Source organism: Pelomonas sp. SE-A7, assembly GCF_030345705.1.
Lineage (GTDB): Bacteria > Pseudomonadota > Gammaproteobacteria > Burkholderiales > Burkholderiaceae_C > JAUASW01.
Genome location: NZ_JAUASW010000001.1, coordinates 544,236 through 571,109 on the forward strand (window position 1 = coordinate 544,236; position 26,874 = coordinate 571,109).

Genomic DNA, 26,874 nt, shown 5'->3' on the forward strand with positions numbered 1-26,874 from the left:
GGGCCGCGGTCAGGGCCTCAGTTCGTAGTCGGCCCAGCCGTCGCCGCGGTCGCGCAGCAACTGGATCTGCGGCATGCGGTCCAGGTACTTGATGCCACCCGAGCCGGACACGAAGCGCAGCTTGACGCCCGGCACCGGCAGCAGCCGCCAGTTGCCGTCGGCGCTGGGATTGAAGCGCGCCTGGCTGGCCAGGTAGGCGGCCACGGCCTCGCGGTTCTCGTCGGGCGTGTCGATCACGATGCGGTCCGATTTCAGGGCCGGGAAGTTGCCGCCGCCGGTGGCCCGGTAGCTGTTTGTGACCACCAGGAACTCGGCCTTGTCGTCCACGGGCTGGCCGCCATGGTTCAGCCCGACGATGCGGTGGCTGTCCGGTGCCACCAGCTTGCCCTCCGGCGTATAGCGGGCGGGCTGGGTCAGGTCGATTGCGTACTGCACGCCGTCCAGCGTGTCGAAGTTGTAGGAGCGGAATTCCTCGTCGATCAGCGGCTGCTCGGCCGGGCCCTTGGGGTCGATGCGGCGGAACTGGCCGGCCGACATCTCCAGCCATTCGCGCACCTCGGCACCGCTGAGCTTCACCAGCTTGATGGTGTTGGGGTAGACGTAGAGGTCGGCCACGTTCTTGATGGCCATGGGTCCGGCCGGGATGTCGGTGTAATTGCCCGGGCCCTGGCGACCGCCGGCCTTGAATGGGGCGGCGGACGAGAGCAGGGGCAGGCGCTCCCAGGCCGTGCCCTGGACCACGCGGCGTCCGTAGGCCAGCTGGGCGTTGGACACCAGCTGCACCGAGGGATCGTCGGCCACCTGGGCGAAATAGCTGAACACCGGCGCCTCGCTGCGCGCAACCTCGGCGCGCACATGGGCCAGGGTGGCCTGGTGTTCCGCGGCGATCAGCTGGCCGATCTGCGGAGCGGCCTCGACCAGGGGCTTGCGACTGCGCGAGTCCAGGATGGGGCGCAGGCTGGCTTGGCTGTCGATCAGCTTCCAGCGCCCTTCGACCTTGTCCAGGCGCAGATCGATCAGGCCCAGGTGGTCGCCCCAGCGGCCCGGCATCACCGCCGGCGTGCCGTACAGGCGGCCGGTCTTGATGTCGGCGCCCGGGTACTCGGCAAATTCGGGGCCCGGGAACTCGGCATGGGCATGGCCCAGCAGCAGCGCATCGACGCCCGGCACCTGGGCCAACTGGCCGGCCACGTTCTCGGCCATGGGCCCGGCCTCGGCCTTGTCCAAGCCGGTGTGGGCGATGACGATGATCAGGTCGGCGCCCTTCGCCCGGATCTCCGGAATCAGCCGGCGCGCGGTCTCGACCATGTCGCGCGCCACCAGCTTGCCCTCCAGGTTCTGGCGGTCCCACATCATGATCTGCGTCGGCACCAGACCGATCACGCCGATCTTGAGCCTCTGACGGGCACCGGCCTCGTCCTTGAAGTCGCGCTGCAGGATGACGTAGGGCTTGAAGGCATGCTGGGCCGGCCGGTCGGCCAGCATCACGTTGGCATTGAGGTAGGGATACTTGGCGCCGGCCATGACCTGGCGCAGGAAGGGCAGGCCGTAGTTGAAATCGTGGTTGCCGATGTTGGCGGCGTCGATCTTGAGCCACTGCAGCACCTTGATGGCCGGATGGACCTGGCCCTTGCGCAGCGGCGTGATGCGGGCCATCTGGTCGCCCAGCGGATTGCCCTGCAGCAGGTCGCCATTGTCGAACAGCAGGTTGTTGGGTGCTTCGGTGCGCGCGGCGGCGATCAGGGTCGCGGTGCGGGCCAGGCCGAAGTCGGTCGTGGGCTTGTCCTGGTAGTAGTCGTAGTCGAGCAGGCTCATGTGCACATCCGTGGTCTGCAGGATGCGCAGCCTCAGCTCGGCGGCGAAGGAATCCAGGGGCAGGCTGAGCAGCAGCGTCAGGACGGCGAAATAGGAGCGGTACTTCATGGCGGGCGATGCTAGCAGTGCTACTTGAGCCGGGCGGCGACGAGCGCAACAATGGCCGCCCATGGCCCGCCAGACAAGCCTGACTCCTGCATGCACCCAATCGGCAAGGCACTGATCCTGCTGTCGGCCTGGGCCGCCTGCGCGCGCGCCCAAGCCGACGAGCAACGCCTGGCGGCCTACAACACCTACGCCTATCCGCCCTTTGTCGAGGCCGATGGCAGCGGCCTGGCCCAGGACCTGGTCGACGCGCTGAACCGGCAGTTGCAGGGCCGCTACCGGTTCAAGCTGCACAACCTGCCCCGCATCCAGCTGGTCCGGCGCACGCTGGCTGATCCGGCCGGATTCGAGGGTGTGGTCTTGTTCCTGAACCCGAGCTTCGTCGACGACGCCAGCCTGCACCGCTGGCACTGGAGCGCCAAGCTGTTCGAGGACCGCAACCTGCTGGTGTTCCGCAATGGCGAGGCCCCGACGCTGGATTCGCTGAAGCCGCTGGAAGGCCTGCGCTTCGGGTCCATGCTGGGCAGCCGCTACCCGGCCCTGGATGCCATGCTGGCCGAGGGCCGGCTCAAGAAGGACAGCTCGACCAGTGCCACCGATCTGCTGCGCGCCCTGTGCAATCGCCGGGTCGACTTCCTGCAGATGAATACGCTGAGCTATGCCGCCATGGCGGCTCTGCCCGAGTTTGTCGGCCGGGTGATGGCGGTCGAGTTTCCTGGACGGTCCCAGTTCAGCCGGCATCTGATGCTGCGGCCGGGTCAACACGAACTGGCCAAGGCGCTCGACGAAGCACTGCCGCGCTTGCGTTGCGACGCCCGCTGGTCCGGCCGCTTGCGCACTTTGGGCATCGATCCGCCGGCTTGCTCCTCGCCCTAGGCGCCGCCGCAGGGCAGGCGCAGTTCCACGCAGGTGCCGTGGCCCAGCGAGCGAACCTCGATGCGACCCAGCATCAGCTCCTCGACCAGGGTACGTGCCACGCTCAGCCCCAGGCCCGCGCCACCGCGGCCTAGCTGGCCGCTGAAAAAGGGGTCGAAGACCTTGGGCAGGTCGTCGGCCGGAATGCCTCGTCCCGTGTCCTGCAGGCGCAGGCTGCAGAGGCTGTTCTCGCGGTCAATGGAGAACTGCAGCCGGCCGCGCTTGCCGTCGAGTCCGTGGTTCAGCGCGTTGTCTATCAACTCGCCGATCACGTCCTGCAAGGCCAGCGGATAGCCCTCCAGCATCAGCTCCTGCGGCCCTTCGAGCCGCGCATCGACAGCCCGCTCGGACAGCATGGCCTGACGCACCTGCAGCATGTCGCGCACCAGGCCGACCACGTCGAAGCGGCTCAGCGGCTCGGCCACCGTCCCGGTGGACAGAGTCTTGAGCCTCTGCACCAGCGAGCCGGCCGAATCGACAGCCCGGTCCAGCAGTGTGGCGCAGTCGTGCAGCGTGTGTGTGGTGGCTTCCAGCGTGCGCTTTTGCAGCTGGCCGGCCTGCAGCAGCTGCAGCAGCTCCTCGCTGCGCTCGCGGATCACCGAGGCAGCCATCCGGGCATTGCCCAGCGGCGTGTTCAGCTCATGGGCCATGCCGACGACCACGCGGCCCAGGGCCAATTGCTTCTCCTGTTGCAGGATCTGCCGCAAGGCCTGCTCCAGGTCCTGGGTCCGCTGCTGCACCCGCAGCTCCAGCTCTTCATTGGCCTGCTGCAGCGCTGCTTCGGCGGCCTTGCGCACCGTGGCCTCGGCCTGCACGCGGCTCAGCGCCAGGTTGAGCTCGCTGTTGCGCTGGGCCAGCGAGCGTTCGAGCTCATTGCCCTGGCGGCTCAGGCCCTCGTTGTCTATCAGCACGCGCTGCAGCCGCAATGCATCGTCGAGGGTCTGGCCCAGGCTGTTGCTGATGTCCTGCAGATGCTGCCGCTGCTGGGCCAGCAGCTGCTGGCTGGCCCAGACGGCGCGATCCGGCTGGCCTGCCGACAGACCCAGACGGCTGATCGCGCGCAGCGCATGCTCGCGCACCATCCGCATGTTCTCGCCGCTGCGGTCGAGATTGCGCTCGAAGTCGAGCAGGGCGGTCCAGGCGGCCGGCGTGTGGCTGGCCTGCCAGGCCAGCAGCAGCTCCACCAGCACGCAGCCTTCCTCGGCGCCGTCCAGCAGGTCCAGCAAGGGCTTGGACTCGGGTTTGCGGAGCTCGGCCAGGTGCTTGCGGGCCATGTCGGCCGCACCGGCCAGCGCGGCGCTGAGCATCACGTTGATCGAGCTGAGCAGTTGTTCGAAGGCCAGGTTCTCGCGCCGCGCATGGGCAAGCGCCTGCGCATGCCAGCGCATGCCCTTCTGCCACAGCGGTGAGGCGCCCAGCGCCTGCGGGTCGTTCCAGTCGTTGCTGAGCTCGACCTGGCTGGTGCAGGCCACGGCGGCGTTGTTCAGCACATGGTGCAGGCTGCGGGCTTCGAAGCGCTCCGGATGCTCCAGCAACTGTTCGGCCAGGCCCACCAGCTCCGCATACAGCTCGGCCTGCAGCAGCACGTAGCAGCGCGTGGCGAGCAGGCGGCCGGCCAGCCGGGCGTCGCCGGTCTTCTCGGCCAGCAGGTGGCCGCGTTCCAGCCCGGAGAGGGCGGCATGGTAGATCCGCAGCCGGAGCTGGACGATGGCGAGATTGGACAGGGCCAGGGCCTCGATCAGTGGTTGCTCGGGCAGCTTCTGCGCGCCGTCCAGGGCCTGCATCGCGGCCGCCAGCGTGCCGGCGTCGTTCAGCTTGGGGTTGGCCCGCAGCTCGAGCTGGAGTCGGCCTATGTCCAACAGCAGCTTCTCGGCGTCGGTCTGCGCCGAGCCGACTAGCGTGTCCAGCAGCTGGCGTGCCTCGGGCATGCGGCCAGCAAGAACCATTTCGCGCGCCCGCTCCAACTCGCTGAGCACGGAAGACGGTGGCTTCATCACAACCTGCCACTTCTGCAACGCGACTGCCACGCCGTGCCGCGTTGCGTGCATGTCGTCCAACGGGCGGGCCGAGCCAGTATGCGCCCGACCTGATGGCGCCGTCGGTCCCCGATGCGCGGGGCGACAAAAGAAAAGGCCCGCCTAGGCGGGCCTTTCATAGACGAGCCGTGGCTCAGGCGCTGACGCCCTTGGCGGTCTCGGCGTATTCCTCGATCTGGTCGAAGTTCATGTAGCGGTACACGCTGTCGGCATCCTTGTTGATGATGCCCATCTCGGCGTGGTACTCCTCGACGCTGGGGATCTTGCCCAGCTTGGAGGCGATCGCGGCCAGCTCGGCCGAGGCCAGGAACACATTGGTGTTCTTGCCCAGGCGGTTGGGGAAGTTGCGGGTCGAGGTCGAGACCACGGTCGCGCCTTCACGCACCTGGGCCTGGTTGCCCATGCACAGCGAGCAGCCCGGCATCTCGGTGCGCGCACCGGCCGTGCCGAAGGCGGCGTAATGGCCTTCCTTGATCAGCTCGCTCTGGTCCATCTTGGTCGGCGGCGCGACCCACAGCTTGACCGGGATGTCGCGCTGGCCGCCCAGCAGCTTGGCTGCGGCGCGGAAGTGGCCGATGTTGGTCATGCAGGAGCCGATGAAGGCCTCGTCGATCTTGGTGCCGGCCACGTCGGAAAGCGTCTTGGCGTCGTCCGGATCGTTGGGGCAGCAGAGGATGGGTTCCTTGATGTCGGCCAGGTCGATCTCGATGACGGCCGCGTATTCGGCGTCCTTGTCGGCTTCCAGCAGCTCGGGCTTGGCCAGCCAGGCCTCGACCTTCTCGATGCGGCGCTGCAGCGTCTTGGCGTCGGCATAGCCGTCGGCAATCATGTTCTTCATCAGCACGACGTTGGAGGTCAGGTACTCCTTGATCGGTGCCGGGTTCAGCTTGATCGTGCAGCCGGCGGCCGAGCGTTCGGCCGAGGCGTCGCTCAGCTCGAAGGCTTGCTCCACCTTCAGGTCAGGCAGGCCTTCGATCTCGAGGATGCGGCCCGAGAAGATGTTTTTCTTGCCGGCCTTGGCCACGGTCAGCAGACCGGCCTTGATCGCGTACAGCGGGATCGCATGCACCAGGTCACGCAGGGTGACGCCGGGCTGCATCTGGCCCTTGTAGCGCACCAGCACCGATTCGGGCATGTCCAGCGGCATCACGCCGGTGGCGGCACCGAAGGCCACCAGGCCCGAGCCGGCCGGGAAGGAGATGCCGATCGGGAAGCGGGTGTGCGAGTCACCGCCGGTGCCGACGGTGTCGGGCAGCAGCAGGCGGTTCAGCCAGCTGTGGATCACGCCGTCGCCCGGACGCAGGGCGACGCCGCCGCGGTTGGAGATGAAGGCGGGCAGCTCGCGGTGGGTCTTGACGTCCACCGGCTTCGGGTAGGCGGCCGTGTGGCAGAAGCTCTGCATCACCAGGTCGGCCGAGAAGCCCAGGCAGGCCAGGTCCTTCAGCTCGTCGCGGGTCATCGGGCCGGTGGTGTCCTGCGAACCGACCGTGGTCATCTTGGGTTCGCAATAGGTGCCCGGGCGCACGCCCTGGCCTTCCGGCAGACCGACGGCGCGGCCGACCATCTTCTGGGCCAGCGTGAAGCCGGCCTTGGTCTCGGCCGGGGCCGAGGGCAGGCGGAACAGCGTCGAGGCAGCCAGGCCCAGAAACTCGCGGGCCTTGGCGGTCAGCGAGCGGCCGATGATCAGGTTGATGCGGCCGCCGGCGCGCACCTCGTCGAACAGCACATCGCTCTTGAGCTTGAACTCGGCAACAGTCTCGCCGTTCTTCACCAGCTTGCCGTCATAGGGCAGCACGTCGATCACGTCGCCCATCTCCAGCTTGCTGACGTCCACCTCGATAGGCAGCGAGCCCGAGTCTTCCTGCGTGTTGAAGAAGATGGGCGCGATCTTGCCGCCCAGCGTGACGCCGCCGAAGCGCTTGTTCGGCACGAAGGGGATGTCCTGGCCGGTGGCCCAGATCACCGAGTTGGTGGCCGACTTGCGCGAGGAGCCGGTGCCGACCACGTCGCCGACGTAGGCGACCAGGTGGCCCTTCTTCTTCAGGTCCTCGATGAACTGCATCGGGCCGCGCTTGCCGTCTTCCTCCGGCTTGAAGGCCGCGTCGGGGCGGGTGTTCTTCAGCATCGCCAGGTAATGCAGCGGGATGTCCGGGCGGCTCCAGGCGTCAGGGGCGGGCGACAGGTCGTCGGTGTTGGTCTCGCCAGGCACCTTGAAGACGGTGATGGTGATCTTCTTCTCGACCTCGGGGCGCGAGGTGAACCACTCGCCATCGGCCCACGACTGCATCACCTGCTTGGCGTGCGCGTTGCCGGCCTTGGCCTTGGTGGCCACGTCGTTGAAGTAGTCGAACATCAGCAGGGTCTTCTTCAGACTCGCGGCGGCGACTTCGGCCACTTCGGCGTCGTCCAGCAGCTCGATCAGCGGATGCACGTTGTAGCCGCCGACCATGGTGCCCAGCAGCTCGGTGGCCTTGGCCTTGGAGACCAGGCCGACCTTGATGTCGCCATGGGCGACAGCAGCGAGGAACGAGGCCTTGACCTTGGCGGCGTCATCGACGCCCGGGGGCACGCGGTGGGTCAGGAGGTCCAGCAGGAAAGCATCCTCGCCAGCCGGCGGGTTCTTGATCAGCTCGATCAGCTCGGCGACCTGCTTGGCGTCCAGCGGCAGCGGCGGGATACCCAGCGCGGCGCGCTCGGCTACATGTTGGCGATAGGCTTGCAGCATGACTTCTCCTGGAGGGGTCTTGAGTGGTGTTGGTCGGTTCAAAGGGCCTGGGGCACGATCAGCTTCAGGCCCTTGTAGTAGTCGCGGAAGAATCCTTCGTCGCGGGTGATCAGCGCCTTGCACTGCAGCAGCGCATGGGCGCCGATAAGGAAATCGGCGACCACGCGTTCGCGCTTGCCGCCACGGTCGCGGTAGCGGCGCTGCATATGGCCGGCGCGCACGGCGGCCGCTTCATGAATGGGTTCGAAGCGGATGCCGAATTCGTTCAGCGCATCCATCACGGTCTCGCGAGTGTCGAGCAGCGTTTGTACCTCGGCCACGACGGCTTCGCTGATGACGACCTCGCCCTCGCTCAAGGCCTGGGCCAGCGCACGGGACGAGGCCTCGCCGTATTCGGCGTCGCCGGTCAGCACGTCGACCAGCACGGAGGAGTCGACGGCGATCATTCGTCTTCTTCGCTGGGGGCGGGGTAGGGATCGCCGGGGGCCCGACCGCGCAGCGCCCGCATCGCTTCATTGGTGCTCTGAAAGCCCTCGGCCAGCTTGAAGCGGCCGCGCAGCTTGCTCAGCGCGTCGTCGACGTTCTTGCGCAGGATGATGCGGCCCCCGTCGAGCTCGACCTTGAGCGTCGTGCCCTTGGTCAGCCCCAGGGCATCGCGGACTGCCTTGGGCAGGGTGATCTGGCCGCGTTCGGCAACGGTGGCTTCCATGCGGGACTCCGTCGGTGGTATGACGCAGAAAGTATGCATTGATTCTACATACTTCAAGTCCCGTACCTGGCCGCAGGACATGAAAAAAGGAGGCCTGCGGCCTCCTTTGTTCGCTGTGCGGTTATGAGCTCAGCGGGAGCTGGTCGCCTGGGTTCCCGGCGTGATGCCAATGCCGGCCTCGGCCGTGGTCGGCACGGGTGCGGCGGCCTGGGCTGGGTGGACACAGGCATCGACCATGCGCTGGCCGATCTTGCTGTTCATCAGCATGGACTTGGTGGGGATCTGCAGCCAGACCACGCCGTTCTTCTTGTCTTCCAGTCGCACGGCGCCCGTCGTGGTGGGCTCGGGCGTCATGTTGTAGACCATCTTGCCGAACTGCAGGCGGAAGCGGCCCGGATGCTCCGGATGCGGCGTGATGTGGACCTTCTGGTTGAACTCGCAAGGCACTTCGCCGGCATGGACTCGCGGTGCGACAGCCATCTGCTCTTCGCTCAGCGCCGGGGCCGGCTCGTCGGCATGCAAGGGGGCGACCGCGGTCTGAGGCTTGGCTTTGGCGACCAGGCGGTTGGTGGGCTTGGCTTGCTTCTCGACAGCGGCGGCGGCGAAAGCCGTGCTGCTGGTTGCGAAAGCGGCCAGCGCGGCCAGGAGGCTGAGGGAGTGAAGCTTGCTGTTCATGGGACTGCCAGGGAGGAACATCAGGATTGTGGGCTTGCCGAACGGCGCGCCTGCCTATCGTTTGCCAGCATAGCGAAGCCGCCATGGGCGACAAGGCGGCCGCGGTAAGCGATGTATCAGGGCGTGGCGAACCAGGCCTGGCGGGCTTCGGCCGGCAGCGGCTGCGCGGTGGCATGTGCGCGCTGCAGCAACTGCCAGAAGAAGCGGTAGCTGGCGCGGTCGTGCAGCGTGTCTCGATGCTGGATGGGCGCCCATTGCGCGGCCTGGGCGGCATGCAGGATTTCGACCGCCTCGTCGATCTCGGCCACGCTGGGAGCGAAGGCGTCGATGATGGGCTGGATCTGATTCGGGTGGATGCTCCACATCCGCGTGTAGCCGAACTCGCGTGCCGCCTTGGTCGCGGCCTCCTGCAATGCGGCGGCATGCTTGAACTCGGTCACCACGCAGTGCGAAGGTGTCTTGCCATGGGCGTGGGCGGCGGCGGCGATCTCCAGCTTGGCGCGCACCACCAACGGATGGCTGAATTGGCCTTGCACCGTGAGCCCGCTGCGCGGAATGGCGCCGCGATGGGCCGAGACGAAATCCATCAAGCCGAAGGACAGCGACTCGATGCGCGGATGGGCGGCAATGGCCTGCACCTCGGCCAAGGCGCCATGGGTCTCGATCAGCGTGTGGACCGGCGGCCGCGGTTTGCCACGCCGGGCGCAGCTGGCGTCGATGAAGTCGCAGGCGCGGGCCACCTCGGCGGCGCTGCGCGGCTTGGGCACCATCAGGTAGGCGAGACGATCGCCGGCCTTGGCAATCAGGGTGTCGACATCGGCTTCGAAGCTGGAGTGGCCCGGCGGATGGACGCGGGCGCCGACACGGCCATGCTGGTTCAGCGGGCTCGTGAGCATCTCGGCAACGAGCAGTGCATGCTCGGCCTCGCCACCAATGGGCGCGCCGTCCTCGCAGTCCAGTGTCACGTCGAACACCGGCCCCATCTGGCCCTGCAGCTCCAGGCTCTTGCGCATGCGTGCCTCGACGCCGCAGTAGTGGTCGACCACGGGCAGGGCGGTGGCGGCATCGCCTTCTTCGAACAGGGCTTGCTGGGGGTGCAGTGCGGTCATCGGTGAGGGAGGGACAAATGAAAAAGGGCCGGCAGAGGCCGACCCTTCGAGTATTGCCTAAGCGCTGAGCTGATTACAGCAGGTGCTTGACGCCGTTCTGCTCGTCCAGCAGCTCGTTCAGGGTCTTGTTGATGCACTCTTGCGAGAAGGCATCGATTTCCAGGCCTTCGACGATCTTGTATTCGCCGCCTTCGCAGGTGACCGGGTAGCCGAACATGACTTCCTTGGGGATGCCGTATTCGCCGCCCGAGGGGATGCCCATGGTGACCCACTTGCCATTGGTGCCCAGAGCCCAGTCACGCATGTGGTCGATGGCGGCGTTGGCAGCCGAGGCGGCCGACGACAGGCCGCGGGCGGCGATGATGGCGGCGCCACGCTTGCCCACGGTCGGCAGGAAGGTTTCGCGGTTCCAGGTCTCGTCGTTGATCATGGCCTTGACCGAGGCGCCGCCAATGGTGGCGAAGCGGTAGTCGGCGTACATGGTCGGCGAGTGATTGCCCCAGACGGTCAGCTTCTCGATGTCGGCCACGGCCTTGCCGGTCTTGGCAGCCAGCTGCGAGGCAGCGCGGTTGTGGTCCAGGCGCAGCATGGCGGTGAAGTTCTTGGCCGGCAGGTCCGGAGCCGACTTCATCGCGATGTAGGCGTTGGTGTTGGCCGGGTTGCCGACCACCAGCACCTTGACGTTGCGCGAAGCCACGGCGTTCAGGGCCTTGCCCTGGGCGGTGAAGATGGCGCCGTTGATGGCCAGCAGTTCCGAACGCTCCATGCCCGGGCCGCGCGGACGCGAGCCGACCAGCAGTGCGTAGTCGGTGTCCTTGAAGGCTTGCATCGGATCGCTGTGGGCTTCGATGCCGGCCAGCAGCGGGAAGGCGCAGTCTTCCAGCTCCATGATCACGCCCTTCAGCGCGTTCTGGGCCTTCTCGTCGGGGATCTCCAGCAGCTGCAGGATCACCGGCTGGTCCTTGCCCAGCATTTCGCCGGAGGCGATGCGGAACAGCAGGGCGTAGCCAATCTGGCCGGCGGCGCCGGTGACGGCGACGCGAACGGGTTTCTTGCTCATGGAACTCTCCGAAGTTGGGAACAAAGACGAAAGAAATCGGTGCGCGGCCCGCCCGGTGCTACGGCGGCGAGGGCGGCCTGAAGGCAGTCGCAGAGTGTAGGCCAAGGGGCGGGCAAACCCGCGCCTGACCGGCCGGCGCGCCTGTCTTCGAGGCCGGATTATGCGTGTTGCATTGCACAAATCCGACACTCTTATGTCTTATAGAAGATGTGATGCATCTGACGGTGGACGCTGGCCCGGCGACTGTGGTCGAATGCCGCCCATGCCCCGCGAGCTCGCCGCGCCCCCGTCCGTGGGCGCCGAATCCCACAGCCCCTCGTTCAGCCCCCTGTATCGACAGATCAAGGGGCTGATCATTGCCGGGCTGCAGGGCGGCGAATGGAAGGCCGGCGAGAGCATCCCGAGCGAGATCGAGCTGGCCCAGCGCTACGGCGTCAGCCAGGGCACGGTCCGTAAGGCTATTGACGAACTTGCGGCCGAGAATCTGTTGGTCCGGCGTCAGGGCCGCGGTACTTTCGTTGCGACTCATGCCGAGCAGCAGCAGCAGTACCGCTTCCTGCGCCTGATGCCCGACGAAGGCCAGCCCGCGGGCCTGGGCCGACAACTGCTGGACTGCAAGCGCCAGCGGGCGCCGGCCTGGATAGCGCGCCAGCTGCAGATGCGTGCCGGCGACCCGATGGTCGAGGTGCGTCGGCTGCTGCATAGCGAAGGCCGGCCGGTCGTGCTGGACGACATCTGGTTGCCCGGCGGCCTGTTCAAGGGACTGACCACCGAGCGGCTGAACCAGCATCGCGGGCCGTTCTACAGCTTGTTCGAGACGGAGTTCGGCGTGCACATGATCCGCGCCCAGGAGCGGGTGAGGGCAGTGGCCGCCGACGCTGAAGTGGCGGAGCTGCTGCAGGTGCCACTGGGCACGCCGCTGCTGAGCGTCGAAAGACTCTCGTTCACCTATGGCGACAGGCCGGTGGAACTGCGCCGCGGCCTTTACCACACGGCAACGCATTACTACCGCAACGACTTGAATTGACCCTCAGAAATCTGCTTGCGCCACACGCACCGCTTGCCTGGAAGCGCTGTTGCATTGCAATAAAATCCCTCGGTTTCATATTGATTAAACAAGGTCGGGTATGACAGACATAGCGAATAAGAAGCGACCGGTCTATCGCAACATCCACGTGACTCAGATCGTGTCGTACCGCCTGCCCCCGGCCGGCATCGTCTCGATCCTGCATCGCATCAGCGGCCTGCTGATGTTCCTGCTGCTGCCCTTCGTGATCTGGATGTTCGACACCAGCCTCACGTCGGAAATCTCCTACGACCGCTTCACCAACGCCTTCGTCGGCGGCCTCGGCTTCGTGCCGGCCTGGCTGGTCAAGCTGGCGACCCTGGGCCTGATCTGGGGCTATCTGCACCACTTCATCGCTGGCGTGCGCCACCTGTGGATGGACGCCACGCACAGCGTCAGCAAGGAATTCGGCCATTCCTCGGCCCTGGTCACCCTGGTGCTGAGCCTGGCGCTCACCGCCGCGCTGGGTGCCAAGCTGTTCGGCCTGTACTGATCGCGAGAGAGGCACAAGAACATGACTACCTTTGGTTCCAAGCGCATCGTCACCGGTGCGAGCTATGGCCTGCGCGACTGGCTGGCCCAGCGCGTGACGGCCCTGTTGATGGCGCTGTTCACCATCGTCCTGCTGGTGCAGGTGCTGCTGCCCGGTCCCCTGGGCTATGACCGCTGGGCCGGCATCTTCAGCCAGCAATGGATGAAGGTCGTGACCTTCGCTCTGATCATCTCGCTGGCCTACCACGCCTGGGTCGGCATGCGGGACATCTGGATGGATTACGTCAAGCCGGTCGGTGTGCGCCTCGCGCTGCACATCTTCACCCTGGTTTGGCTGGTGGGTTGCGCCGGTTGGGCGATCCAAGTGCTGTGGAGACTCTGAAAATGCAAATTGGATCGACGCTCGCGAAGCGCAAGTTCGATGTGGTGATCGTCGGTGCCGGTGGATCCGGCATGCGCGCCTCGCTGCAACTCTCGCTGGCCGGCCTGAACGTGGCCGTGCTGTCCAAGGTCTTCCCGACCCGCTCGCACACCGTGGCTGCCCAGGGCGGCATCGGTGCCTCGCTGGGCAATATGTCGGAAGACAACTGGCACTACCACTTCTTCGACACCGTCAAGGGTTCGGACTGGCTGGGTGACCAGGACGCCATCGAATTCATGTGCCGCGAGGCGCCCAAGGTCGTCTACGAGCTTGAGCACTTCGGCATGCCCTTCGACCGCAACCCCGACGGCACGATCTACCAGCGTCCGTTCGGCGGCCACACGGCCAACTACGGCGAGAAGCCGGTGCAGCGTGCCTGCGCCGCGGCCGACCGCACCGGCCATGCGCTGCTGCACACGCTGTACCAGCAGAACGTCAAGGCCAAGACCCAGTTCTTCGTCGAATGGATGGCGCTGGACCTGATCCGCGACGCCGACGGCGACTGCGTGGGCGTCACCGCCCTGGAGATGGAGACCGGCGAGGTCCACATCCTGCAAGCCAAGACCGTGTTGATGGCCACCGGCGGTGCCGGCCGCATCTATGCCGCCTCGACCAATGCCTTCATCAACACCGGCGACGGCCTGGGCATGGCGGCGCGTGCTGGCATCCCGCTGGAAGACATGGAGTTCTGGCAGTTCCACCCGACCGGCGTGGCCGGTGCCGGCGTGCTGCTGACCGAGGGCTGCCGTGGCGAGGGCGCCATCCTGCGCAACAGCAACGGCGAGCGCTTCATGGAGCGCTATGCCCCGACGCTGAAGGACCTGGCACCGCGCGACTTCGTCTCGCGCTCGATGGATCAGGAGATCAAGGAAGGTCGCGGCTGCGGTCCCAACAAGGACTACGTGCTGCTCGACATGACTCACCTGGGCGCCGAGACCATCATGAAGCGCCTGCCTTCGGTGTTCGAGATCGGCCACAACTTCGCCAACGTCGACATCACCAAGGAACCGATCCCGGTCGTGCCGACCATCCACTACCAGATGGGCGGCATCCCGACCAACATCCATGGCCAGGTGGTGGTGCCGAACAACGGCAAGCACAACGACATCATCAACGGCCTCTATGCCGTGGGCGAATGCTCCTGCGTGTCGGTGCACGGCGCCAACCGCCTGGGCACGAACTCGCTGCTGGACCTGGTGGTGTTCGGCCGCGCGGCCGGCAACCACATCGTGGACTTCAACCTGAAGACCAGGAGCCACAAGGACCTGCCCAAGGACGCCGCCGACCGCACGCTGGCCCGCCTGGCCGCGCTGGAAAGCCGCAGCAACGGCGAGTACGCGCAAGGCGTCGCCAACGACATCCGCTCGACCATGCAGAAGCATGCCGGCGTGTTCCGCACCCAGGCCGTGATGGACGAGGGTGTCAAGAACATCCTCGAGGTGGCCGAGCGCGTGAAGGGCATTGGCCTGAAGGACAAGTCCAAGGTGTTCAACACCGAGCGCGTGGAAGCGCTGGAAGTCGAGAACCTGATCGAGGCCGCCAAGGCCACGATGACCTCGGCTGCCGCCCGTCCGGAGTCGCGTGGCGCCCATGCCCACAACGACTATCCGAACCGCGACGACGCCAACTGGATGAAGCACACGCTGTGGTACTCCGAAGGCAACCGCCTCGACTACAAGCCGGTGAACCTGAAGCCGCTGACGGTGGAATCGGTGCCGCCCAAGGTCCGGACGTTCTAAAGGATTGAACAGAATGAAGCGCATTTTCCAGATCTACCGCTACGACCCGGACAAGGATGCCAAGCCCTACATGCAGACCATCGAGATCGAACTCGATGGCAACGAGCGCATGTTGCTGGACGCCTTGGTCAAGCTCAAGGCCGTCGACCCCACGCTGAGCTTCCGCCGCTCGTGCCGCGAAGGCGTCTGCGGTTCGGATGCGATGAACATCAACGGCAAGAACGGCCTGGCCTGCCTGACGAACATGCGTTCGCTGCCGGGTACCGTGGTGCTGAAGCCGCTGCCGGGCCTGCCCGTCGTGCGCGACCTGATCGTCGACATGACGCAGTTCTTCAAGCAGTACCACTCGATCAAGCCCTACCTGGTCAACGACAACCCGCTGCCCGACAAGGAACGCCTGCAGTCGCCGGTGGAGCGCGAGGAGCTGGACGGCCTGTATGAGTGCATCCTGTGCGCCAGCTGCTCCACGAGCTGCCCGAGCTTCTGGTGGAACCCCGACAAGTTCGTCGGACCGGCCGGCCTCTTGCAGGCCTACCGCTTCATCGCCGACAGCCGCGACGAAGCCACGGCCGAGCGCCTCGACAACCTCGAGGATCCGTACCGCCTGTTCCGCTGCCACACCATCATGAACTGCGTCGATGTCTGCCCCAAGGGTCTGAACCCGACCAAGGCCATCGGCAAGATCAAGGAACTGATGGTCCGCCGCGCGGTCTGACCTTCAAGCAACAAGCCGTGATGGAAACGCTGATCGACGAGAGGGCCTATTCCAAGCTGCGCTGGCGCTGCCGGCGCGGCCTGCTGGAGAACGACCTTTTCATCGAGCGGTTTTTCGCGGCCCACGAGAATGGCCTGAGCGAAGCCGAGGCCGACGGGCTGATGCAGCTGATGGACCTCTCGGACAACGACCTGCTCGACCTGCTGCTGGCCCGCAAGGAGCCGCAGGACGACCTGGCCAATCCGCGAGTCCTGCATGTGCTGAGCCAGCTGCGCACCCCGAAGTGAAGTCAAGAATCCCCCAGAGTCAGAAGGAACTCCCATGACACCGTCCGACGTCAAAGCCACCCTGTCGTTCTCCGACGGCAGCCCCCAGATGGATCTGCCGATCTACAAGGGCACGGTCGGCCCGGATGTGATCGACATCCGCAAGCTGTATGCCCAGACCGGCAAGTTCACCTACGACCCGGGCTTCCTGTCGACGGCCTCGTGCAATTCGACCATCACCTACATCGATGGCGACAAGGGCGAGCTGCTGTACCGCGGGTACCCGATCGAGCAGCTGGCCGTGAACTGCGACTACCTCGAGACCTGCTACCTGCTGCTGTACGGAGAGCTGCCGAACGAGTCGCAGAAGGCCGACTTCGAGTACCGCGTGATGCACCACACGATGGTCAACGAGCAGATGCAGTTCTTCCTGCGCGGCTTCCGTCGTGACGCTCACCCGATGGCTGTGATGACCGGCCTGGTGGGTGCGATGTCCTCGTTCTATCACGACAGCACCGACATCAATAACCCCGAGCACCGCGAGATCTCGGCGATCCGACTGATCGCCAAGATGCCCACGCTGGTGTCCATGGCCTACAAGTACACCATCGGCCAGCCCTTCATCTATCCGAAGAACGACCTCAGCTACGCCGGCAACTTCATGCGCATGATGTTTGCCACGCCCTGCGAGGACTACAAGCCGAACGAGGTGTTGGTGCGGGCCATGGACCGCATCTTCACGCTGCACGCCGACCACGAGCAGAACGCATCGACCTCGACCGTGCGCCTGTGCGGCTCGTCGGGTACCAACCCGTTCGCGGCCATCGCCGCCGGCGTGGCCTGCCTGTGGGGACCGGCTCACGGCGGTGCCAACGAGGCTTGCCTGAACATGCTCAACGACATCCAGCAGATGGGTGGCGTGGCCAAGATCGGCGAGTTCATCAAGCAGGTCAAGGACAAGAACAGCAACGTCAAGCTGATGGGCTTCGGCCACCGGGTCTACAAGAACTACGACCCGCGCGCCAAGCTGATGCGCGAGACCTGCCACGAGGTGCTGAATGAGCTGGGCCTGCACGACGACCCGCTGTTCAAGCTGGCCATGGAACTGGAAAAGATCGCGCTGGAAGACGAGTACTTCGTCGCCCGCAAGCTCTACCCGAACGTGGACTTCTATTCGGGCATCGTGCAACGCGCCATCGGCATCCCGGTGCCGCTGTTCACCGCCATCTTCGCCCTGGCCCGCACGGTCGGCTGGATCGCCCAGCTGAACGAGATGATCGGCGACCCGGAATACAAGATCGGCCGTCCGCGCCAGCTGTTCGTCGGCGCTACCAGCCGCAATGTGAAGCCTATCGGCCAACGCTGATACGACGACCCGCAACCGCGCAAAGCCCTCGGTGCCTAGGCCCCGGGGGCTTTGTCTTTTGCGCCTGCGGCGCCAGCCGAATGGCCGTGCCGCGCCGGGTTTGCGCAAAGCTGCCGATGGCCGGATTCATGCGCTATGCTTGCGGCCGCCAAACGTTTGCAGTCCCATGGCCATCCGCCTGCCGAACCACCGGCCGGGCGTTCCAGCGATACAGCTTCAAGCGAATCCTCCGTGAGCACCATCAAAGACGTCGCGGCCCTGGCCGGCGTGTCCTTCACCACCGTCTCCCATGTCCTGAACGAGACGCGGCCGGTCAGCGCCGATGCGCGGCGACGCGTGCTGGCGGCGGTGGAGGAGATCGGCTACCTGCCCAGCGCCGTGGCGCGCTCGCTGCGCAAGAGCGAGACCAAGATCGTCGGCGTCTTGATCCCCAACGTGGTCAACCCTTTCTTCGCCGAGCTGGTCTGCGGCGTCGAGGACTGCTGCCGCTCGGCCGGCTACTCGGTCTTCCTCTGCAATTCCGACAACGACCCGCGCCGCCAGCAGCAATACATGCGCACCTTGCTGGAGAAGCGGGTCGACGGCCTGCTGCTCTCGTCGGCCGGCGACGCGGCGGCCCTGGCCCGCATTTTCAAGCTGGCCACGGTGCCGGCCGTGACCGTGGACCGCCTGGTGCCCGGCGCCAATGCCGACCGGGTCTCGGTCCACAACCAGGAAGGTGCCTACCAGGCGGTGCGCCACCTGCTGGACCTGGGCCACCGACGCATCGGCTGCGTCAGCGGCCCGGGCGAATTCGAGGTGGCCCGCGAGCGGGTCGAAGGCTGGCGCCGCGCGCTGGCCGAGCGCGGCATCGAGCCGGAGGCCGACTGGCTGATCGAAAGCGACTTCAGCAACACCGGCGGCTACGAGGCCGCGCGCCAGCTGCTGCGCGGCTCGGCGGCGCTGACGGCGATCTTCGCCAGCAACGACATGATGGCCATTGGCGCGCTGCGCGCCGCGGCCGAAAGCGGACTCAAACTGCCCGAGCAGATGTCGGTGGTCGGTTTTGACGATGTGGAGCTCAGCGCCTTCGTCTACCCGGCGCTGACCACGGTGGGCGTGTCGATCAAGGAGCTGGGCCGCGAAGCCGGCAAGGTGCTGATCGACCGCATTGAAAACCCCGGTGCGCCGCTCAAGGACGTGCTGCTGACCCCGCGCCTGGTGGTGCGGGAGAGCAGCTCGGCGCCGCGCCTGATCGCGAGGCCGGTGAGCCCATGAAACTGAGCAGCAAGCCCGCCGTCGTCGTCGTCGGCAGCCTCAACATGGACATGGTGGCGCATTCGCGCCGCTTGCCAGCCCCGGGCGAGACCCTGGTCGGCCATGACTTCGTGATGGCCCCGGGCGGCAAGGGCGGCAATCAGGCCGTGGCCGCCGCGCGCCTCGGCGCCTCGGTGGCTTTCGTGTCCCACGTCGGCACCCGCCAGCATGGCGAGGCCCTGCTGCAGGCACTGCGCGACGAGGGCATAAATACCAGCGGCTGCGCCGTCGATCCGCTGGCCCTGCCGGGCATCGCGGTCATCATGGTGGCCAGCGAGGGCGGCGAGAACTCCATCGTCTATGTGCCGGGCAGCAATGCGCTCTTGAACGCGGCCGACGTGCAGGCCAGTGCCCAGCTCTTGCAGTCGGCCCGCGTGGTCGTGGCCCAGCTGGAAGTGCCTATGCCGGCGATTGCCGAAGCCTTCGCCCTGGCCCGTGCGGCCGGCGTGACCACGGTGCTGAACGCGGCGCCCGCGCTCGCCGTCGATGCCGGGCTGCTGGCGCTGAGCGACTGGCTGGTGGTCAACGAGACCGAGGCCAGGCAGATGAGCGGCAAGGCAGACGCAGCCGAAGCGGCCAAGGCCTTGCTGCAGCGCGGCCCGCGAGCCGTGCTGGTGACCCTAGGATCGCAAGGCGCGCTGCTGGTCGATGCCAGCGGCGAGCATCGTGTCGCGGCCCAGGCCGTGAAAGCCATAGACACCGTGGGTGCCGGCGACACCTTTGTCGGCGGGCTGGCCACCGGCCTGGCCGAAGGCATGTCGCCCCTCGATGCAGTGCGCCTGGGCCAGGCGGCGGCGGCCATTGCCGTCAGTCGCAGCGGCGTGCAGTCGGCCATGCCGCGCCGCGCCGAGATCCGCTGAGGAGGGCTGTCAGGCATGAGCGAAGCCGTCCAGCACCAGGTTATCTTCGACACCGACCCGGGCATCGACGATGCGATGGCCCTGTTCCTGCTCGCCCGCCATCCGTCGGTGCGGATGAGGGCGATCACGGCCGCCTTCGGCAATGCCGCCATCGAGACGACGGCGCGCAATGCCCTGGCTCTGGCCGGCTACTACGGTCTCGATGTGCCGGTGGCCGCGGGCGCCGCCGGTCCCTTGCAGGCGGTGGCCCAGCGCGATTTTCCGGCCCACGTGCATGGCGAAGATGCGCTCGGCGGCATGTACGCCAGGCTGCCGCGCACGCAGCGCTTTCTCGATTCGCGGCCGGCCCATGAGCTGATCTGCGACCTGGTCAATGCCGAGCCGGGGCAGATCACCCTGGTCGCGGTCGGCCCCATGACCAATCTGGCCCTGGCCCTGCGCCACGACCCCGGCATCGCCGCCAAGGTCAGGCAAGTGGTGGTGATGGCCGGCGCTTTCGGCACGCATGGCCATGGCGGCAATGTCAGCCCGGTGGCCGAGGCCAATGTGATCAACGACCCCGAGGCGGCCGACCTGGTGTTCACCGCCGCCTGGCCGGTGGTCATCATCGGCCTGGACGTGACCCAGGAAGTGGTGATGAAGAACGCCTTCCTCGCCACGCTGCGCGGCAAGGGCCAGGGCGTGGGCGACTTCCTGTGGGAAGCGACCCGCCACTACCAGGACTTCTACGACGAGCGCGATGGCATCGACGGCATCTACTCGCACGACGCCAGCGCCGCGGCCTACGTGATAGCCCCGTCGCTGTTCAAGCTGCGCAGCGGGCCGGTGCGGGTGGTGCAGCAGGGCATTGCCATTGGCCAGACCATCCAGGACCATGGCCGGGTCAATCCGGGCCAGACGCCCTGGAGCGGCTGCCCGCGCCAGCATGCCTGCATAGGCGTGGACGCCGACGGCGTGCGGCGCCTGTTCGCCGCGGCCTTCGATTGAAGAACATAGCGAACACAAGCATCAAGGACAGACAGACCATGAGCATCACCCTCCTGAACGCCGGCTGGATCATTCCCATGGCCGCCGGCACCGGCACCCTGGCCCAGCACACGCTGGTGATGGACGGCGAACGCATCGCGGCCCTGCTGCCCTGGGACCAGGCCGCGGCCCTGTATCCCGATGCAGACCGCGTCGAGCTGCGCGAGCATGTGCTGATTCCCGGCCTGATCAATGCCCACACCCACTCGGCCATGTCGCTGCTGCGCGGCGTGGCCGACGACGTGCCGCTGATGGACTGGCTGCAGAACCACATCTGGCCGCTGGAGAAGAAATGGGTAAGCGAGGACTGGGTCTACCAGGGCTCGATGCTGTCGGCGGCCGAGGCGCTGCGCGGCGGCGTGACCTACCTCAACGACATGTACTTCTTCCCCACCGCCATGGCTCGCGCCGCGGTGGACAGCGGCATCCGCTCGGGCGTGTCCATCAATGTGATCGACTTTCCGACCGGCTATGCCTCGGGTCCGGACGACTACATCGCCAAGGGCCTGGCCGCCTACGAGCAGTTCAAGGGCGAGAAGCTGCTGGACTGGACCTCGGCGCCGCATGCGCCCTACACGGTGTCGGACGAGACCTTCGTCAAGCTGCGCAAGCTGGCTGAAGCGCATGACCTGCAGATGCACTGCCACATCCACGAGACCCAGTTCGAGGTGGACGAGAGCGTCAAGCAGCACGGCATGCGGCCGCTGGCGCGGCTGCACAAGCTGGGCCTGATGAACGAGCGCATGATCGCCGTCCACATGGTCCACCTGAACGAGGAAGAGATCGCGCTGATGGCGCGTGAGAAGGTGCACCTGGTCCACAACCCGAACTCCAACCTCAAGCTGGCCTCGGGCATACAGCCGCTGACCGCGCTGGAAGCGGCCGGCGTCAACACCATCCTGGGCACCGACGGTGCGGCCTCGAACAACCGCCAGGACATGTTCGGCGAGATCCGTGCCGCGGCCCTGCTGGCCAAGGGCGTCACCCAGAACGCCACCACGGTCTCGGCCCGCACGGCACTGGAAATGGCCACCATCCGCGCCGCCAAGGCCATGGGCCGCGGCGACGAGCTGGGTTCGCTGGAAGTGGGCAAGCAGGCCGACGTGGTGGCCGTGTCGCTGGCCGCGCTGGAATGCCGGCCGGTCTACAACCCCGAGGCCCAGCTGGTCTACGTGGCCGGCCGCGAGCATGTGTCCGACGTCTGGGTGGCCGGCCGCCAGCTGCTGAAGCACCGTGAGCTGACCAGCATCGACCAGGGCGCCTTGCTGGCTCGCTGCGAAGACATCGTGGCCGCGATGAAGGCCTCGGTCTGAGTTTGTTTACGCCCCGGTGAAACTTGCCCGGCCTGGCCGGAGCTAGGGGTTTCCCTCGGTAGAATCCCGCGTTTCTAGAAAGCCTGCCCGACCCGGGCAGCGCAGCGATCGCGGGACTTCATGGCACACCACAAGCATCTGCTCTCGTTCGCAGGCGGCAACGCGCTGTCTGCTTTCCGTTCCCAGGCCCTGCTGCCGCGTCTGCAGGCCATCAACGAGAAGATCAACGGCGTCCATGCGCGCCATGTGCACTGGGTCTGGTGCGACCAGGCCCTCGACGCCACTGGCCAGTCCAAACTGGCCGAGCTGCTGAACTACGGCGACGCCTACGAAGGCCCGAGCGAAGATGGCGCCCTGGTGGTCGTCGCGCCGCGCCTGGGCACCGTCAGCCCCTGGGCCTCCAAGGCCACCGACATCGCCCACAACTGCGGCCTGGCCGTGCACCGCGTCGAGCGGGTCACCGAATACCGGATCACGCTGAAGAGCGGCCTGCTTGGTGGCGCCAAGACGCTCAGCCGCGAGGAGCAGGTCGCCTGCGCCGAGCTGCTGCACGACCGCATGACCGAGAGCGTGCTGCTGGCCCGCGAGGATGCGGCCCATCTGTTCGACGACAAGACCGCCCAGCCGCTGGAGCACGTGGACGTGCTCGGCCAGGGCCGCGCCGCGCTGGAGAAGGCCAACAAGGACTTCGGCCTGGCGCTGTCGGACGACGAGATCGACTACCTGGTCAACGCCTTCAACACGCTGAAGCGCAACCCCAGCGACGTCGAGCTGATGATGTTCGCCCAGGCCAACAGCGAGCACTGCCGCCACAAGATCTTCAATGCCAAGTTCACGGTGGATGGCGAAGACCAGCCGCTGTCGCTCTTCGGCATGATCCGCAACACCGAGAAGCTCTCGCCCCAGCACACGGTGGTGGCCTACTCGGACAACGCGGCCATCATGGAAGGCCATGCCATCGAGCGCTGGATGCCGGCCGGTGACCAGCGGGCTCCCAAGTACGAAGCCCGCGCCGAGACCGCCCATGTGCTGATGAAGGTGGAGACGCACAACCACCCGACGGCGATCTCGCCGCATCCGGGCGCCTCGACCGGCGCCGGTGGCGAAATCCGCGACGAAGGTGCCACCGGCCGAGGTGCCAAGCCCAAGGCCGGCCTGAGCGGCTTCTCGGTCTCCAACCTGCGCCTGCCCGGCCTGGCCGAGCCCTGGGAGCAGAGCAACGTCGGCAAGCCCGAGCACATTGCCAGCGCGCTGCAGATCATGATCGACGGCCCGCTGGGCGGCGCCGCTTTCAACAACGAGTTCGGCCGTCCCAATCTGGGCGGCTACTTCCGCGTCTACGAGCAGGAAGTCGACGGCGTCCAGCGCGGCTATCACAAGCCCATCATGATCGCCGGGGGCATAGGCGCGATCCGCTCCGACCTGACCCACAAGATCGAGTTCCCGGCCGGCACGCTCTTGATCCAGCTGGGCGGCCCCGGCATGCGCATAGGCATGGGCGGCGGCGCCGCCAGCTCGATGGCCGCGGGCACGAACACGGCCGACCTGGACTTCGATTCGGTCCAGCGCGGCAACCCCGAGATCGAGCGCCGGGCCCAAGAGGTGATCAACCATTGCTGGGGCCTGGGCGAAAAGAACCCGGTGCTGGCCATCCATGACGTGGGCGCTGGCGGCATCTCCAATGCCTTCCCGGAACTGGTCAACGACGCCGGCCGCGGCGCCATCTTCGACCTGCGCAAGGTGCCGCTGGAGGAGTCCGGCCTCGCGCCCAAGGAAATCTGGTGCAACGAGAGCCAGGAGCGCTATGTGCTGGCCATCGCGCCGGAGTCGCTTCCGCTGTTCCAGGCCATGTGCGAGCGCGAGCGCTGCCCGTTCGCCGTGGTGGGCCGCACGACCGAAGTTCGCGAGCTGATCCTCGAGGACGGCGAAGCCGGCGAGCGCGCCATCGACATGCCCATGGACGTGCTGCTGGGCAAGCCGCCCAAGGTGCACCGCGACGTCAAGCGTGTGGCCCGCGACGCCGGCCGCCTGGAGCTGACCGGCGTGGACCTGTCCAAGGTCGCCCTCGATGTGCTGCGCCACCCGACCGTGGCTTCCAAGCGCTTCCTGATCAGCATCGGCGACCGCACCGTGGGCGGCCTCAACCACCGCGACCAGATGGTCGGTCCCTGGCAGGTGCCGGTGGCCGATTGCGCGGTCACGCTGGCCGACTTCAAGGGCTTTGCCGGCGAAGCCATGAGCATGGGCGAGCGCACGCCGCTGGCCGCGGTCAATGGGCCCGCCTCGGGTCGAATGGCCGTGGGCGAGGCCATCACCAATCTGCTGGCCGCGCCCATCGAGCTGTCGCGGGTCAAGCTCAGCGCCAACTGGATGGCCGCTTGCGGCGAGCCCGGCGAAGACGCGGCGCTGTTCGATACGGTCAAGGCTGTCGGCATGGAGCTGTGCCCGCAGCTGGGTGTTTCGATCCCGGTGGGCAAGGATTCGCTGTCCATGCGCACCCGCTGGTCGGGCAGCGATGGCCAGACCCGCCAGGTCACGGCCCCGGTCTCGCTGATCGTCTCGGCCTTTGCTTCCATCGCCGATGTGCGAGGCACGCTGACGCCGCAATTGCAGGCTGGTGATACCACGCTGATCCTGGTCGACCTCGGCCAGGGCAGGAACCGCATGGGCGGCTCCATCCTGGCGCAGGCCCTGAACCAGTTCGGCGGCGAAGTGCCCGACCTGGACGATGCCGAGCTGCTGAAGAAGCTCGTTAGCGCCGTGAACGAGCTGCGCGCCGAGGGCAAGCTGCTGGCTTATCACGACCGCGGCGACGGCGGCCTCTGGGCCGCGGCCTGCGAGATGGGCTTTGCCGGCCATCGCGGCATCAGCCTCAACGTGGACCTGCTGGTCACCGAGGGCGAAGGCCTGGCCGATGCCGGCGACGCCAAGAACTGGGCCGGCCAGGTCGCCGCCCGCCGCGAGGAACTGAGCCTCAAGGCCTTGTTCAACGAGGAACTCGGCGCTCTGCTGCAAGTGGCCACCAGCGAGCGCGATGCCGTGCTGCAGCTGCTGCGCAAGCACGGCCTCTCGACCTGCAGCCATGTGGTCGGCAAGCCCAATGCCAACGGCCAGATGGAAGTCTGGCGCGACGCCAAGAAGGTGTTTGCCGCGCCGCTGGAAACGCTGCACAAGACCTGGGACGAAGTGTCCTGGCGCATCGCCCAGTTGCGCGACAACCCGGCCTGCGCCGACAGCGAGCATGCCGCTGCCGGCCGTGCCGAAGACCCGGGCCTGCACGTCCACCTGACGTTCGATCCGAGCCAGGACGTGGCTGCTCCGTTCGTCAACGTCGGCGCGAGACCGAAGATCGCCATCCTGCGCGAGCAGGGCGTCAACTCGCATGTCGAGATGAGCTATGTGCTGGCCCAGGCCGGCTTCGACACCTTTGACGTGCACATGAGCGACCTGCAGGTCGGCGCCGTCGGCCTGGACCAGTTCAAGGGTTTTATCGCCTGCGGCGGCTTCAGCTACGGCGACACGCTGGGAGCCGGCGAAGGCTGGGCCCGCTCGGTGATGTTCAACCCGGTGCTGGCCGAACAGTTCAAGGCCTTCTTCGCCCGCCAGGACAGCTTTGCCCTGGGCGTCTGCAACGGCTGCCAGATGATGGCGGCGCTGTCGCCCATCATCCCGGGCGCCGAGGCCTGGCCCAAGTTCACCCGCAACAAGAGCGAGCAGTTCGAGGCGCGCCTGTCCCTGGTCGAGGTGCTGGAGTCGCCCAGCCTGTTCTTCCAGGGCATGGCCGGCACCCGCCTGCCCATCGCTGTCGCACACGGCGAAGGCTTTGCCGACTTCTCGCAGCGCGGTGACGCGAACAAGGTAGCCAAGGCCATGCGCTACGTGGCCAACGACGGCACGCCGACCGAGGCCTATCCGTTCAACCCGAACGGCAGCCCGGGTGGCCTGACCTCGGTGACCACGCCTGACGGCCGCTTCACGGTGCTGATGCCGCATCCGGAGCGGGTGTTCCGCAACGTCCTGATGAGCTGGACCGACGGCGACAAGAGCGCCGCCAGCCCCTGGATGCGCATGTTCCAGAACGCTCGTCATTGGGTAGGCTGATGGCAGCACGGGGAGCGAACGACGGCGACGACCACGCCGAACGCTCACCGGAGTTGCTGCATTACCGGGCCTTCGAAGCGATCTACCGGCTGGGCACGCTGACCGCGGCGGCGGCCCACTTGCGGCTGAGCCAGCCGGCGCTGTCCAAGTCGCTGGCCCTGCTGCGCCGCTACTACGGCGACGAGCTGTTCCTGCGCGGCAAGCTGGGCATGAAGCCCACGGCCCGGGCCCGCCAGCTGTACGTGGCCATTGCCGACATGCTGCGCATTGCCGACGGCGAGCTGCGGGCGCAGCCGGATTTCGATCCGGCCAGCTCGCACCGCGTCCTGCGCATCAGCTGCTCGGAAGTCGGCGCGATCCATTTCATGCCGCGCCTGATTGCCCGCGTCGGCCAGATCGCGCCGGGTCTGCGCTTCGAAGTCGTGCCCCTGATGAGCCGTCACACCGAATCGGCCCTGGCCAGCGGTGAGGTCGACCTGGCCCTGGGCGCCTACACCGACTTCGGCCCTGGCGTGCTTTCGCAACCCATGTATGAGGTGCCGTACGTCTGCCTGGTGCGCCAGGACCATCCGCGCATCCGCGAGACCCTGGATCTGGCCACCTTCTGCCGGGAGCAGCACATCGTCGCCTCGCTGCCGGACCGGATGCACGCCTTCAGCCGCGTGGAGCAGGCCATCGTCGACGTGGCGGGTGCCGCCGCCATCACGGTGCGCGTGCATTCGCTCCTGATCGCGCCCTACGTGGTCGCGCAGTCCGACCACATCTTTACCGCCACCCGACATGTGGCCCAGCGTGTGGCCGTGATTCCGGGCCTGCGCATCGTCGACTGCCCGCTGCCGCTGCCGCCCATCCTGGTCCGCCAGTACTGGCACAGCGCCCAGGGCGGCGATCCGGCCATCGCCTGGCTTAGGGCCCAGATCGAAAGCCTTTTTCTCGGCGACTTGCGCTCATAACCGACAGCTATCCGGCAAATCAGCTTCGATCAGCTTGATTGCCGCTATTCGCACAACTGGCTGTAATCCGGCCACGGCGACGCAGATCGCCGAGTGAGGAGAGAGGGGACC

General features: G+C 66.8%; 22 protein-coding genes. 14 read left to right on the forward strand and 8 right to left on the reverse strand.

The genetic code is table 11. The features are described 5' to 3' along the window. Positions 1-9: 9 nt before the first annotated feature. A complete protein-coding gene (locus QT382_RS02450) occupies positions 10-1,923 on the reverse strand; it encodes a bifunctional 2',3'-cyclic-nucleotide 2'-phosphodiesterase/3'-nucleotidase (RefSeq protein ID WP_289252458.1) in 1,914 nt (637 codons plus the stop codon). Positions 1,924-2,013: 90 nt separating this feature from the next. Here QT382_RS02450 and QT382_RS02455 point away from each other — a divergent pair, with 90 nt between their 5' ends. Then, positions 2,014-2,796 carry a substrate-binding periplasmic protein gene (locus QT382_RS02455; RefSeq protein ID WP_289252459.1) on the forward strand — a complete coding sequence of 261 codons (783 nt, stop codon included), beginning with the start codon at positions 2,014-2,016 and terminating at the stop codon, positions 2,794-2,796. Here the strand turns inward: QT382_RS02455 and QT382_RS02460 are convergent. The 7 genes from QT382_RS02460 to QT382_RS02490 all read right to left on the reverse strand — a co-directional run bounded on the left by QT382_RS02460 (position 2,793) and on the right by QT382_RS02490 (position 11,149). Beyond that, positions 2,793-4,829, reverse strand: coding sequence for a sensor histidine kinase (locus QT382_RS02460; RefSeq protein WP_289252460.1), 2,037 nt, complete (start codon positions 4,827-4,829; stop codon positions 2,793-2,795). The genes QT382_RS02455 and QT382_RS02460 overlap by 4 nt on opposite strands. A gap of 175 nt (positions 4,830-5,004) precedes the next feature. Then, complete coding sequence (gene acnB / locus QT382_RS02465) at positions 5,005-7,596, reverse strand: bifunctional aconitate hydratase 2/2-methylisocitrate dehydratase (protein WP_289252461.1); 2,592 nt, start codon at positions 7,594-7,596, stop codon at positions 5,005-5,007. A 38-nt stretch (positions 7,597-7,634) separates the two neighbouring features. Continuing rightward, complete coding sequence (locus tag QT382_RS02470; protein ID WP_289252462.1) at positions 7,635-8,042, reverse strand: type II toxin-antitoxin system VapC family toxin; 408 nt, start codon at positions 8,040-8,042, stop codon at positions 7,635-7,637. Next, positions 8,039-8,305 (reverse strand): AbrB/MazE/SpoVT family DNA-binding domain-containing protein, encoded by a 267-nt coding sequence (locus QT382_RS02475; RefSeq protein ID WP_289252463.1) that lies wholly within the window; start codon positions 8,303-8,305, stop codon positions 8,039-8,041. Before QT382_RS02475 ends, QT382_RS02470 begins: the two co-directional genes overlap by 4 nt. Positions 8,306-8,434: 129 nt before the next feature. Then, positions 8,435-8,980 (reverse strand): hypothetical protein, encoded by a 546-nt coding sequence (locus QT382_RS02480; RefSeq protein WP_289252464.1) that lies wholly within the window; start codon positions 8,978-8,980, stop codon positions 8,435-8,437. A gap of 116 nt (positions 8,981-9,096) precedes the next feature. Then, a complete protein-coding gene (locus QT382_RS02485) occupies positions 9,097-10,089 on the reverse strand; it encodes an HpcH/HpaI aldolase/citrate lyase family protein (RefSeq protein ID WP_289252465.1) in 993 nt (330 codons plus the stop codon). Between the two features lie 73 nt (positions 10,090-10,162). Further along, a complete protein-coding gene (locus QT382_RS02490) occupies positions 10,163-11,149 on the reverse strand; it encodes a malate dehydrogenase (protein WP_289252466.1) in 987 nt (328 codons plus the stop codon). Positions 11,150-11,402: 253 nt separating this feature from the next. Between QT382_RS02490 and QT382_RS02495 the strand changes: the two genes are divergently transcribed. From QT382_RS02495 to QT382_RS02555, 13 genes are all read left to right on the forward strand, one after another. Further along, positions 11,403-12,176, forward strand: coding sequence for a GntR family transcriptional regulator (locus QT382_RS02495; RefSeq protein ID WP_289252467.1), 774 nt, complete (start codon positions 11,403-11,405; stop codon positions 12,174-12,176). 100 nt (positions 12,177-12,276) lie between these two features. Beyond that, positions 12,277-12,708 carry a succinate dehydrogenase, cytochrome b556 subunit gene (sdhC, locus tag QT382_RS02500; protein WP_289252468.1) on the forward strand — a complete coding sequence of 144 codons (432 nt, stop codon included), beginning with the start codon at positions 12,277-12,279 and terminating at the stop codon, positions 12,706-12,708. A gap of 21 nt (positions 12,709-12,729) precedes the next feature. Next, a complete protein-coding gene (sdhD, locus tag QT382_RS02505) occupies positions 12,730-13,089 on the forward strand; it encodes a succinate dehydrogenase, hydrophobic membrane anchor protein (protein WP_289252469.1) in 360 nt (119 codons plus the stop codon). A 2-nt stretch (positions 13,090-13,091) separates the two neighbouring features. Further along, positions 13,092-14,867, forward strand: a complete 1,776-nt coding sequence (gene sdhA, locus QT382_RS02510) for a succinate dehydrogenase flavoprotein subunit (RefSeq protein ID WP_289252470.1) — start codon at positions 13,092-13,094, stop codon at positions 14,865-14,867. Positions 14,868-14,880: 13 nt separating this feature from the next. Further along, positions 14,881-15,582 (forward strand): succinate dehydrogenase iron-sulfur subunit, encoded by a 702-nt coding sequence (locus QT382_RS02515; RefSeq protein ID WP_289252471.1) that lies wholly within the window; start codon positions 14,881-14,883, stop codon positions 15,580-15,582. Positions 15,583-15,602: 20 nt separating this feature from the next. Further along, entirely contained in the window at positions 15,603-15,869 is a 267-nt protein-coding gene (locus tag QT382_RS02520) for an FAD assembly factor SdhE (protein ID WP_289252472.1), read from the forward strand. A gap of 34 nt (positions 15,870-15,903) precedes the next feature. After that, positions 15,904-17,214 (forward strand): citrate synthase, encoded by a 1,311-nt coding sequence (gene gltA, locus QT382_RS02525; RefSeq protein WP_289252473.1) that lies wholly within the window; start codon positions 15,904-15,906, stop codon positions 17,212-17,214. 231 nt (positions 17,215-17,445) lie between these two features. After that, positions 17,446-18,471: a LacI family DNA-binding transcriptional regulator gene (locus QT382_RS02530; protein ID WP_289252474.1), complete on the forward strand. Its 1,026-nt coding sequence runs from the start codon at positions 17,446-17,448 to the stop codon at positions 18,469-18,471. Next, positions 18,468-19,370, forward strand: coding sequence for a ribokinase (gene rbsK, locus QT382_RS02535; protein WP_289252475.1), 903 nt, complete (start codon positions 18,468-18,470; stop codon positions 19,368-19,370). Before QT382_RS02530 ends, rbsK begins: the two co-directional genes overlap by 4 nt. Before the next feature lie 15 nt (positions 19,371-19,385). After that, entirely contained in the window at positions 19,386-20,357 is a 972-nt protein-coding gene (locus QT382_RS02540) for a nucleoside hydrolase (protein WP_289252476.1), read from the forward strand. 38 nt (positions 20,358-20,395) lie between these two features. Then, positions 20,396-21,709 (forward strand): TRZ/ATZ family hydrolase, encoded by a 1,314-nt coding sequence (locus QT382_RS02545; RefSeq protein ID WP_289252477.1) that lies wholly within the window; start codon positions 20,396-20,398, stop codon positions 21,707-21,709. A 120-nt stretch (positions 21,710-21,829) separates the two neighbouring features. Beyond that, positions 21,830-25,810 carry a phosphoribosylformylglycinamidine synthase gene (gene purL / locus QT382_RS02550; protein WP_289252478.1) on the forward strand — a complete coding sequence of 1,327 codons (3,981 nt, stop codon included), beginning with the start codon at positions 21,830-21,832 and terminating at the stop codon, positions 25,808-25,810. Continuing rightward, entirely contained in the window at positions 25,810-26,763 is a 954-nt protein-coding gene (locus QT382_RS02555; RefSeq protein WP_289252479.1) for a LysR family transcriptional regulator, read from the forward strand. The genes purL and QT382_RS02555 overlap by 1 nt, the downstream gene beginning before the upstream one ends. Positions 26,764-26,874 lie beyond the last annotated feature (111 nt).

Bases quoted from the DNA above. Each gene is read 5' to 3' on its own strand.
- QT382_RS02450 (WP_289252458.1), bottom strand. From the start codon at position 1,923: ATGAAGTACCGCTCCTATTTCGCCGTCCTGACGCTGCTGCTCAGCCTG.
- QT382_RS02455 (WP_289252459.1), top strand. From the start codon at position 2,014: ATGCACCCAATCGGCAAGGCACTGATCCTGCTGTCGGCCTGGGCCGCC.
- QT382_RS02460 (WP_289252460.1), bottom strand. From the start codon at position 4,829: ATGAAGCCACCGTCTTCCGTGCTCAGCGAGTTGGAGCGGGCGCGCGAA.
- acnB (WP_289252461.1), bottom strand. From the start codon at position 7,596: ATGCTGCAAGCCTATCGCCAACATGTAGCCGAGCGCGCCGCGCTGGGT.
- QT382_RS02470 (WP_289252462.1), bottom strand. From the start codon at position 8,042: ATGATCGCCGTCGACTCCTCCGTGCTGGTCGACGTGCTGACCGGCGAC.
- QT382_RS02475 (WP_289252463.1), bottom strand. From the start codon at position 8,305: ATGGAAGCCACCGTTGCCGAACGCGGCCAGATCACCCTGCCCAAGGCA.
- QT382_RS02480 (WP_289252464.1), bottom strand. From the start codon at position 8,980: ATGAACAGCAAGCTTCACTCCCTCAGCCTCCTGGCCGCGCTGGCCGCT.
- QT382_RS02485 (WP_289252465.1), bottom strand. From the start codon at position 10,089: ATGACCGCACTGCACCCCCAGCAAGCCCTGTTCGAAGAAGGCGATGCC.
- QT382_RS02490 (WP_289252466.1), bottom strand. From the start codon at position 11,149: ATGAGCAAGAAACCCGTTCGCGTCGCCGTCACCGGCGCCGCCGGCCAG.
- QT382_RS02495 (WP_289252467.1), top strand. From the start codon at position 11,403: ATGCCGCCCATGCCCCGCGAGCTCGCCGCGCCCCCGTCCGTGGGCGCC.
- sdhC (WP_289252468.1), top strand. From the start codon at position 12,277: ATGACAGACATAGCGAATAAGAAGCGACCGGTCTATCGCAACATCCAC.
- sdhD (WP_289252469.1), top strand. From the start codon at position 12,730: ATGACTACCTTTGGTTCCAAGCGCATCGTCACCGGTGCGAGCTATGGC.
- sdhA (WP_289252470.1), top strand. From the start codon at position 13,092: ATGCAAATTGGATCGACGCTCGCGAAGCGCAAGTTCGATGTGGTGATC.
- QT382_RS02515 (WP_289252471.1), top strand. From the start codon at position 14,881: ATGAAGCGCATTTTCCAGATCTACCGCTACGACCCGGACAAGGATGCC.
- QT382_RS02520 (WP_289252472.1), top strand. From the start codon at position 15,603: ATGGAAACGCTGATCGACGAGAGGGCCTATTCCAAGCTGCGCTGGCGC.
- gltA (WP_289252473.1), top strand. From the start codon at position 15,904: ATGACACCGTCCGACGTCAAAGCCACCCTGTCGTTCTCCGACGGCAGC.
- rbsK (WP_289252475.1), top strand. From the start codon at position 18,468: ATGAAACTGAGCAGCAAGCCCGCCGTCGTCGTCGTCGGCAGCCTCAAC.
- QT382_RS02540 (WP_289252476.1), top strand. From the start codon at position 19,386: ATGAGCGAAGCCGTCCAGCACCAGGTTATCTTCGACACCGACCCGGGC.
- QT382_RS02545 (WP_289252477.1), top strand. From the start codon at position 20,396: ATGAGCATCACCCTCCTGAACGCCGGCTGGATCATTCCCATGGCCGCC.
- purL (WP_289252478.1), top strand. From the start codon at position 21,830: ATGGCACACCACAAGCATCTGCTCTCGTTCGCAGGCGGCAACGCGCTG.
- QT382_RS02555 (WP_289252479.1), top strand. From the start codon at position 25,810: ATGGCAGCACGGGGAGCGAACGACGGCGACGACCACGCCGAACGCTCA.